This is a genomic window from Acidisoma sp. L85, from assembly GCF_009765865.1.
Classification (GTDB): Bacteria; Pseudomonadota; Alphaproteobacteria; order Acetobacterales; family Acetobacteraceae; genus Acidisoma.
The window spans coordinates 1-9,501 of the sequence record NZ_LMUQ01000073.1 but is presented as its reverse complement, the minus strand read 5'-3'; the positions used below and the strand labels follow the sequence as shown (position 1 = coordinate 9,501).

Annotated in this window: 8 protein-coding genes; 2 read left to right on the top strand and 6 right to left on the bottom strand. The window is 59.3% G+C overall.

The genetic code is table 11. The features are described 5' to 3' along the window. The 6 genes from GSQ83_RS23600 to GSQ83_RS23575 all read right to left on the bottom strand — a co-directional run. The coding region (locus GSQ83_RS23600) for a sugar ABC transporter ATP-binding protein (protein WP_158805644.1) at nucleotides 1-977 on the bottom strand (977 nt) is incomplete at its 3' end. Nucleotides 978-1,003: 26 nt separating this feature from the next. Continuing rightward, nucleotides 1,004-1,885 (bottom strand): sugar-binding protein, encoded by an 882-nt coding sequence (locus GSQ83_RS23595; protein ID WP_254065871.1) that lies wholly within the window; start codon nucleotides 1,883-1,885, stop codon nucleotides 1,004-1,006. 338 nt (nucleotides 1,886-2,223) lie between these two features. Continuing rightward, complete coding sequence (locus GSQ83_RS23590; RefSeq protein ID WP_158805327.1) at nucleotides 2,224-3,774, bottom strand: serine hydrolase; 1,551 nt, start codon at nucleotides 3,772-3,774, stop codon at nucleotides 2,224-2,226. Nucleotides 3,775-3,863: 89 nt separating this feature from the next. After that, nucleotides 3,864-4,769, bottom strand: coding sequence for a carbohydrate ABC transporter permease (locus GSQ83_RS23585; RefSeq protein ID WP_158805326.1), 906 nt, complete (start codon nucleotides 4,767-4,769; stop codon nucleotides 3,864-3,866). A gap of 52 nt (nucleotides 4,770-4,821) precedes the next feature. After that, on the bottom strand, nucleotides 4,822-5,895 hold the full coding sequence (locus GSQ83_RS23580) for a carbohydrate ABC transporter permease (RefSeq protein ID WP_158805325.1): 1,074 nt from the start codon (nucleotides 5,893-5,895) through the stop codon (nucleotides 4,822-4,824). 146 nt (nucleotides 5,896-6,041) lie between these two features. Beyond that, on the bottom strand, nucleotides 6,042-7,721 hold the full coding sequence (locus tag GSQ83_RS23575; protein ID WP_158805324.1) for a sugar ABC transporter substrate-binding protein: 1,680 nt from the start codon (nucleotides 7,719-7,721) through the stop codon (nucleotides 6,042-6,044). Nucleotides 7,722-8,551: 830 nt separating this feature from the next. Between GSQ83_RS23575 and GSQ83_RS23570 the strand changes: the two genes are divergently transcribed. Both GSQ83_RS23570 and GSQ83_RS23565 read left to right on the top strand, forming a co-directional pair. Further along, the gene (locus tag GSQ83_RS23570; protein WP_216850526.1) at nucleotides 8,552-8,818 is read left to right on the top strand and encodes a hypothetical protein; all 267 of its coding nucleotides are present in this window, start codon (nucleotides 8,552-8,554) and stop codon (nucleotides 8,816-8,818) included. A gap of 88 nt (nucleotides 8,819-8,906) precedes the next feature. After that, nucleotides 8,907-9,374 (top strand): L-2-amino-thiazoline-4-carboxylic acid hydrolase, encoded by a 468-nt coding sequence (locus GSQ83_RS23565; RefSeq protein WP_158805322.1) that lies wholly within the window; start codon nucleotides 8,907-8,909, stop codon nucleotides 9,372-9,374. Nucleotides 9,375-9,501: the final 127 nt, after the last annotated feature.

The window sequence follows — 9,501 nt, the reverse complement described above, 5'->3', positions numbered from 1 at the left end:
GGCGAGGTGATTCGCACTGGCTGCCCCTGAAGCTGTCCCGTGCCGCCCTGCACGGGATAAATGCCGAACAGCGTACGAGCCAACGACGTGCGGCCGGAACCTACCAGCCCCGCCAATCCTAGGATCTCCCCCCGCCGGACAGTCAGTGTGATGCGACGACCCGGAAAGGATGTGGTCTCCAAATCCTTGATTTCGCACAACGCACCCTCTGGCGGCGTACGCGGCGGGATATAGAGGGAGCGCAGATCGCGCCCAATCATCAGCCGGATCATCGCCCCATGTTCAATCTGCTCGCGCGGCAACTCCCCCGCTACCCGGCCGTCACGCAGGCAGACCACACGATCGGCGCAGGACTTCAACTCGCCCAATCGATGGCTGATGTAGATGATCGACACGCCGGAAGCACGCAGTTCGGCGATCACTTGAAGCAGCCGTTCCGTCTCCGTCAGCGTCAGGCTGCTGGTGGGTTCGTCCATGATGATGACGCGCGCATCCACCGAAAGGGCACGAGCGATTTCCACCATTTGCCGCTGTGCGATCGACAGCGAAGCCACAGGCGCATCGGGCGCAAAATCCGCGCCTAGCCGAGCCAGAAGCGGCAGTGACTCAGAGTGCATGGCGCGGTTGCGGGTCAGACGCAGCGGGCCGCCGGCGAGCCGTTCGCGGCCTAGAAAGATATTCGCGGCCACGTCCAGATTGTCGAGGACATTGAGCTCCTGATGCACGAAGGCGATGCCCGCGCGCGCCGTGGAAGCCACCGTCATCGCAGCATGAGGCTTGCCATCAATGATGATAGTGCCTGCATCGGGCTCGACGAGGCCACCGATGATCTTCATCAGCGTCGACTTGCCTGCGCCATTCTCCCCGATGAGACCCAGCACCTCGCCAGGCTGGACGTGGATGCTGACGTCGTCGAGTGCCAGGACGCCGGGATAGCTTTTGCTTATCCCGGCCAGGCTGAGCAGAGGTTCGGCCATGCGAAGACCGACTCGTCCTTTGCGTCTTACTTGTGCAGCAGCTGCTTCAGAGTAGCGACGAAGTCAGCGACGTTGCCCTGGTTGATGACCCGGGTAGGGATGATGATCTGCTTGTTGGCGGGAATGAACGACTTATCCCCGTTGATATATTTGATCATGTCGATCATCGACTGATAGCCGAACTGATACGGCTGCTGAACGATGGTTGCCGCCACGGTGCCGTCCGCGACGCCGCGCAGGGTCTGGGGATCTTCGTCGAACCCGACGACCTTAATCTTGCCGGTCATGCCGGCTTCCTTGACCGCCGTATAGATCTGCGGCGTGTTGTAAGAATAGAGCCCCAGCAACAGATCGATACCGCCCTTCGCCAGCGCGTCCTGAACATTGGACTTGGCCTTGGCGAAATCGGTGCCGTCCGTGCGGATATCGACGATCTGGATATTGGTGCCCTTGAGGGCATCCTTGATCCCCTCAACGCGCTCGCGCGCATTGTCGGCATCCATCGTACCCACAAACCCCATCACCTTGCCGCCATTGGGCAGCGCCTTGATGATTTCAGCGCCGGCTTGGCGGCCGGCGGCCACATTGTCGGTACCAATATAGACGACGCGGTTCGAGGCAGGCGCGTCGCTATCCGTCGTCAGCAGCACAGCCTTGGCGGCGACCTTATTCAGCTCCTCGATCGAATTCTGCGGGTCGATGGTCGAGATCGAGACCCCCGCGATACCGCGCGCGAGCAGATCGTCCAACTCGCGGCGCTGCTCGGCGGCCGTGGCCTGCCCGGTTACAATCACTTCCATCTTGTAGTCGGGATGTTCTTGCTGCGCCTTATCCACGCCCCGCCGCGCAATGGTCCAGAAGTCGGCAGAGGCGTTGGTGACTAGTGCCAGCGACTTCTGCTGAGCCAACGCGACACCACTAGACATAAGTGCCGCCAGAAATACGCCCGCAAAGGCAATAGGAATAGATCGACGCATGTTTCCCCCGCAATCTTCTTTATGGCGGCGGCTTTCCGGCCACCTGCTCGGCGAGGAACCTAGGTCAGCGATCGGGCCTTGAAAAGATATTTCATGGCACCGGCAGACATTTGTCGGACAATTCTGCTCTTCCCCATTTTGAGTGGTTGAAGGCTGCTGTCGGCCGCCCACGGCTCGAGACCCGTCCGGCCCGTTTGAAGGCATGGGTCAGTAGAACTGTCTTACCTACAGTGACGGCCGGCTGAAATCGGCGCCGGGCTCGCTTCCCTCTAGCGCCGACGGAACTCATAGGCCTGGTCGTCTCCCAGGATAAGGCGGAATGCGTCGAGTTTGGGGGTCTTGTCGATCTGCCATTGGACGAAGCCATAGGGCGAAGGTCCAAGATTGGCCGCCACGGCGGCGAAGGGGCCGCTCGGCATCAGAGTGGCCGTAAATATGTCCCCGTCCCAGGGATCGAGCTTCAATTTGGCGCCCGTCTCGGGCAACTCCACGATCAGCGCGTCGCCGTCCATCCTCACCGCCGCAGTCCCAAAATCGGGATTGGCATAGCTCCCCGCAAATGTCGCGCCGGGCGGCGAAAGCCTTGGTCTCACGGGCTTGGCATATTGCTCTCCCGCCGCCGTAAGGCTCGTTTTCGCCCGCTTCAGCCGCTCCACTAGGTAGTCCGTCTTCGCGTTGCCGAGCACGCGATCCAGCACCCAGGCACCGATACTATCTGGCAAACCGACATTGCCTTCGTTACTCAGCACGATAACGCCCGTCTTGCGATCGGGCGCCATGCCGAGAAAGGCACCGAAGCCGGGCGTGGTCCCATTGTGCCAGATAATCACACCATTCGGCGTCTGCTGAACGAACCAGCCCATCGCATAGGAAAACCGGTCGGAGATAGCGATTCTCGGCGTATGCGTGACGAGAAGGTTTTCGGCCGAGACGATGCGCGTTCCGGCGAAGTCGCCATTATCGAGTTGCATCCGGAGCCATCGCGCCAAATCCTCGACGTCGGAGTTGATATCGTCCGCACCCGCGAAGCCGTAGGGAACGACCGAGGTGAAAGGTACTGACACGGCCCCTTGCAGCGTCCATCGATAGCCCTCCGCGTGATTCGGCGCCGCTACGATCTCCGCTGCCGTGCAGGATGAATTTCCCATGCCCAAGGGATCGAAGAGTTCCTTTTGGAGAACTTCGTTCCACTGAGCCGCGCTTGATGCTTTCGCGACGATGCGGCCGGCAATCATATGTGTGATGTTGGTATATGCGAAAGTCGCGCGGAAGCTCGACACTGGCTCGACGTAGCGGAGGGAGTGAATCAATGCTGCCTCATCGAGACCTAACAGCTCTAGCCCGTCATTCGCGGCAGGCGGCAGACCGGAGCGCTGGGCGAGCAGGTCAAAAACACGGAACTCGCGCGTAACCCAGGGATCCTTCAACTGGAAGCCGGGATCCAGATCGGTCACGCGATCGTCCCAACGCAGCCAGCCGCGATCGACCGCGATAGCCAGCGTCGCCGAGAGGAATGCCTTCGTGAGAGAGCCGATCTGAAATACGGTCGCTGGATCAACAGGCGCACCATCCCGCCTGCTGCGCACGCCAAAGCCTCTCGCATAGACTAGCCGGTCATTGGCGACGATGCCGATCGCTAGACCCGGCACGTCGAAGGATTTCATGCCGAGGGCAATATAGGATTCCAAATCGGGAACCATCGTCCGCACGCGCGCCTCTGTTGCCGGCGGTCGCTGGTTTTGTGGTTCGGCCCAGGTGTGGTCTGGACCGGCGACGGCGACCCCCAAGGCTGTCGCGACCAGAAGACCCGTCGCACTCACCACTCGCCAAAAAGCGGCTCGGCGATCGTGGCGCGCCTCCTCGCATTCGGAGCGATATTTACGCGATTTCCGAGCTTTCCCCTGCACCGCTACTTGCCGGCGCCAGTCGCCAGGCCTTTGACGATGTAGCGCTCCAACAGAATGCCCATTATGACAAGCGGCGCGATCGCCGCCGTCGACAGCGCGGCCATCGACCACCAATCGATCCCCTGCGAACCGGTTTGGCTCGCCACCATCACCGGAAGCGTTTTGGCACTCGAGGCCGTCAGCAGAGCCGCGAAGAAATACTCGTTCCAGGTCAGCACAAGCGACAGGATAAAGGCGGCGACCATGCCGGGCAACGCGATAGGCAGCACGATGCGCAGGAACACGCCCCATGCCGAAAGACCATCGACCAGCGCGGCCTCATCCAGCTCGATCGGGATCGCGTTAAACTGATCGCGCATGATCCAGACGACGATGGGCAGAACCGTCAGCGTGTAAACCAGGACGAGGCCGAAGCGCGTGTCGAGCAGGTCGAGCTCTCTGTAAAGCACTAGAAACGGCAAGGCCAAAACCACGGGCGGAAGTATGAGCTGCGAAATGAAGAAGAACAGAATGTCGCTGTTATGCATCGGCCCGAACTTGTATCGGAACCGGCTCAGCCCGTAGGCCGCGAGCGAGCCAAGCAACAGCGCAAGACAGGACGCACCGCCCGCGATGATCACGCTATTTGCGAAACGGCCAAGGAACTCCTCACGCGGATCTGAGAGATTGAAGATTGTGTCGGGGGATAGTCCGAGTGAACGCCAGCCTTTCCAGGTCGGTTGGAAGTCGATCCAAGGGATCAGATGCCCCTGGGTCACGTCCCGCGCCGATTTGAGCGACGTCGTCACTGTCCAGAACAGCGGGAACAAGCAAACGCAGGTCCAGGTGATCAGCGCGGCATAGACCAGAAACTGGCCACCCGTACGTCGCAGATGATGGCGAGAAGCCGATGTTCGGCCCTGGGACATGACGGAAGCCACTATAGTCCCCCTCCGGTGGCCGAGCCGCTTGCGGGCAAAGTCATGTGAGGTTCCGCGTCCAGCGATTGGCCAGGCGGAGCATCACCGTCAGGAAAATGATGATCATCACGAGGTAGAACATAGCCAGCGCGGTACCATAGCCGACATTCGAGCGGTCGCTATAGACACGGTAGATGTAGCTCGAAACCGTGTCGGTGGCGCCACCTGGCCCGCCGCCCGTGACATTGATGACGATATCGGCAAGTTTCAGTTGGAAGATGATGCGTATCAGCAATGCTGTGATGCTGACCGGCAGCATCAGCGGAAATGTCACCCTCCAGAAGGATTGCCAGGCGCTGGCGCCATCAACCTGCGCCGCCTCCTGCACTTCCTTCGGCAGCGCCTGCAAGCCGGCCAGCAACAGGATCATAATGAACGGGATGGCGACCCAGCCTGCCATCACCTCGATCCCGATCCGCGCCGTCCAGGCATGAGCGAAAACAGCCGGCGTCCGCCAGCCGAGGAATCGCATGAAGTTCGACGCTGGTCCGAATCTGTATTCGAAAATCGACTTGCCGATCATCCAGCTCACCGCCACCGGGCTCAGCATGAAGGGCAGAAGGAAAGCCAGCCGGAAGAACTTACGCGCTCGAATTTCCGCTGTCAGAAGAAGTGCTAGTCCGAACGCAATGGCATATTCCACCAAGACGGCGACAACGTAGAACAGCATGTTGGTGAGCGCGTTCCAATAGTCCGGGTCATTGAACAGCTCCACGAAATTGTGAAAGTTGTTGAAGCGCGGACCGCTTGTGGCGCTGAGGTTCCAGTCCAGGGAGGCAATATAGAAGCCGAATAATGTCGGGAAGATGACCACCGCGACAGTAAAAAGAACCGCCGGCAGCACGAACAGAGCCCTTCGCCCGCGTTCACCGTGCATCAAAACCTGGCCTGCGCCGAGCGCGATTGCCCAAACAACATAGGCATAAAGCACCGGACGCCAGTTCGCGAAGCCGACTTGAATCTCGCCGGCTGCGCGCAGAATCTGGAGCAGTATGACTCCGACCAGCGCAATCGAAGCGACCAGAATGAGAGCGCGGCCGGCCTGCCGCCGGCTTGCCGCTGCCCGTCCTCTCATGCTGTCATCCGCCGGACTGATACTAGGAATGGTCAGCGCTCCCTCGGACTCTGCATCGCCGTCTCGAAGCCCCTCGCTTTCGGCCTCACCAGGCGCGGACCGGCGGCATCTGCGACACCGTCGGTCCGCGACCTTGCAACCCGCCGCTAAATCCCAAGCGAAGCCTTGTACAATGCGATCTGCTTTTCTCTGCCAAGCTGGTCGGTTAGTTTCTCCCAAGCTGCGGCGATGTTATCCGCGCCTTTCTGGGCCCCAACCTTGCCTGCGAAGATTTTCGCCAATTCATCCTCCGCGAGACTGTAGTATTGGAAAATCCCCGGAATCCGAGGCTCGATCGCCACGTTCGGGTGATTGTAGGAGTTCGATTGTGACGCCAGATAGTTCGTGATGTATGCCTTGTCGTAACCGGCATCGAGCCATTCCTGGATATTGAAATGACTTTGGCGATGCACCTGGAAGCCGGAGGGATACATCACCGTCCAGATCGATAGATCCTTACCTCCAAGATGGGCGGCGGCGCTCCAGGCTGCTTTATGCTTGGCGGAATCACCGTTGACGCGAGACATGACGTAAACGCCCCAGCCGAGATAGGCCATATTAGGCGCGAAATTCGGCCCACTCGACAGCGTTTCCCACTTTCCTGTCGTGTGGTTAAAAACGTCGTCCGAGCCGGGCAGGATGTCGAAGCCGATCACATCGCCCACGACCGAGGAATCGCTCGTATTGGCGTTCTGTCCAATGTCACCCCACCACGACACCAAGCTGCCGGTTCCGGCGAGAAATTGCTGGAAGCCTGTGGTATTCGGATCGGCGTTAATCTGGTTTGGCGGCTCCGACGGCAGAGCGTCTACCACGTCTTGGATCGCGCGCACCCAGCCTGCGCTGTTCACGCGTGGCTTCATCGTATCGACATCGAACAACCACGCTTTTTCGCCCGGATATTTCACATAGGCCGTGGCGCGGCTCGCGAGAAAGTAGAACCCAAACCCACCCCACGGCTTTGGAGCGTCCAGATAGCCGTAGACATCCTTGCCAGCGACTTGCTTGCCCGCGAGAAATTTCGTGACTTTCTGAACCTGCTGCCAGGTCCTCGGATTGCCCCAAGGGGCAGAGTTACCCGCGCTTTTCCAAGCTTTGGTCAGATCTGGATCAGAAAAGACGTCAGTGCGGTAGTTGATCGTATGGCAATCGCCATCGATCGTGACACGGTAAGTCTTGCCTTCCCAGGTGCCGACTGGTGGCTTCAGATAGTTAACCAGGTCGGTAACATCGATCTGCTGCTTGACCTCCTCAGGCATCTCGGAAGTCAGGCCTTTGCCGCAAACCTCACCCTCGAATGGCGCGCCCATCTCAAGCAAGTCAAAGTCGATTGTCCCTGTCGCGATCGCCTGTTGCAGACGCGGGCTATAGTCGGCCTGGGCGACATCGATCCAGGAGATCTTCGCGCCGGTATAAGTCTCCCAGGGTTTCAGGAAGCCGCGGAACAGGAAGTCGTGCAGGTTCTGGTTGTTTAGCCCCATAAAGGTGAGCTGAACGCCTTTGAATTCGCCGGGCTTCACCCGTGCCTTGGTGGGGCCAAGGCAGAGTTCCCCAACCTTCTGCCAATCCGCATCGGTGGGCGATCCCTTGCCGACACCCGGCACTTTCAATATCGCCTTGCGGAGTGCCATTTCATCCGCCGATGGTGTGCCTGCCGCCCTGGCAGACGAGAACGCGCCGAAGCCGCCCCCCACCGCGGCCGCACCTAGCCCGGCCGCCCCTTGAAGCAGGCGGCGCCGACTCGTCTGTTGGCCCGCTATGATGTTGTTATAGTCGCCCACCTTCATGACGGCTCCTCCTCCTCAATTTTCTTCGTTGTCTGGGCTGTTCCGGGTACAATGACGCCGACCGATTTGCCCATCGCGGTTCCCGGCATCCCAGTTCAGAAACTCGCTTTGTGCGTAACGACCAGCCTTTCCGTAGTGATCCAGCGGGAAATAACGCAGCGAGACAGTATATGGTCATAAGACGATAGGAGCCGGAGGCTGTCAACCGATTGGCGACTAAGCGTGGAGGGCGGCGCCCATCGATAGGGCGCCCATCGGATGCGGCATGGTTAGGCACCCGTCGTCCTTTGCAATTTGTACAGCGTTGAACCGCTTTCTCCGGCTCCCGGTTGATCGCGCGCGAGGTGCAATCAATCCGACAATACGTCCGCCTCCACGACGTCAACAGTTCGGCCTCTATTGTGAAAATGACGTCATTCATGTCTCTCGATACTCGAGGTAATGCTTTGGCGTCATCGACGACACCGCCGACATTGTGTTCGTCTGGGAAACAAGTAGGCGAAGTGAGCAAAGCTTGCGTTTCCCCTATCCTCCGGATGAGGACCGACCCAGATTCAGTCATCCGGTTCGCGGTTGGCGTTCGCGCCCGACTCGAGGAGGTCGCTAGCCGTTTTTCTTTCGAGACGAACGACCGAGAAAACGCGAGTAGGCTGGAAACTCGGCGCCCGCGACGTGCATTCGACAAACACGCCGCAACCGCGACATGTGATTGTTGACTGTTTGACTTGGCACGCTACCTCCATAACTAAGCACTCTGGTGAAACGCGCTGAATTAACTTGTTCGCACCCAGCAATCCTCGTTGCTTAGTGCTCTGGCAAGAGGCGCGGGAATGAAAATCGTAACTCGCTATGATCAACTGCCCATCGAAACACGCTCATTCGACTGGACCGCGACGATGGACAACTACCAGCCTGGCGATCCGGTAGGAAAAGGGCAGTCCGAGAAAGACGCGATCGGCGACCTCCTCGCCCAAGTTGACATCAAGGATTACGAGGCGCTTGGCTTGGTACAGCCGTCATTGCATGATCACGGCTCGCGACCGATTGACCCCCAAGGTGGTTCCGATATCGAAACGCCTAGTGCAGGCCGAGGCTAGCATAGCGCGCACGAGCCGGAGTCGGCTTGAACACCTGCAGAGGCGAACGTGAGCTGGCGAAGACCGCACCACACGAGGAACACTCGCGATGAAAAACGACATGCCAATTCTGACTCGACGCCGGATCGAGGCAGAGTTCGCGAAGGGTATCTATGATGAGATGATCGGTGAGGTCGGTGAGGAAACAGCACGTCGCGTGCTGACCAACGCCGTCGTCAAGCTAGCTCGCTCCGCCGCGGCCAAGATGGCAAGGGATGCCCCAAGCGGCCCGAATCTCGAGCATTTCCGAGATATCCAGAAATTTTGGACGGCGGAAGACGCGCTACACATTGAGCGTTTGAAGTCTGCCTCGAACGAATTCAATTTCAACGTGACGCGCTGCCGCTATTCTGAGATGTACCGTGAGATGGGCCTGACCGAGCTAGGTGCAGTCCTCTCCTGCAATCGCGACGGCGCCTTTTGCCAAGGCTATGACCCGAAACTCAAGCTTAGGCGCACGCAAACCCTGATGGAGGGCGCGACGCATTGCGATTTCCGCTATCGCTATGAGGACTGAACGCTCGCCGGTGGCGCGGCACTCCTCGAAACCTAGTGTCCTGATTCCGAAGTTTCTATCCACATCTCTGCTGGACGTCGACGGTTCTTTGGCAGAAGCGCTGGATTGACGCCAAGATGTCGTCTGC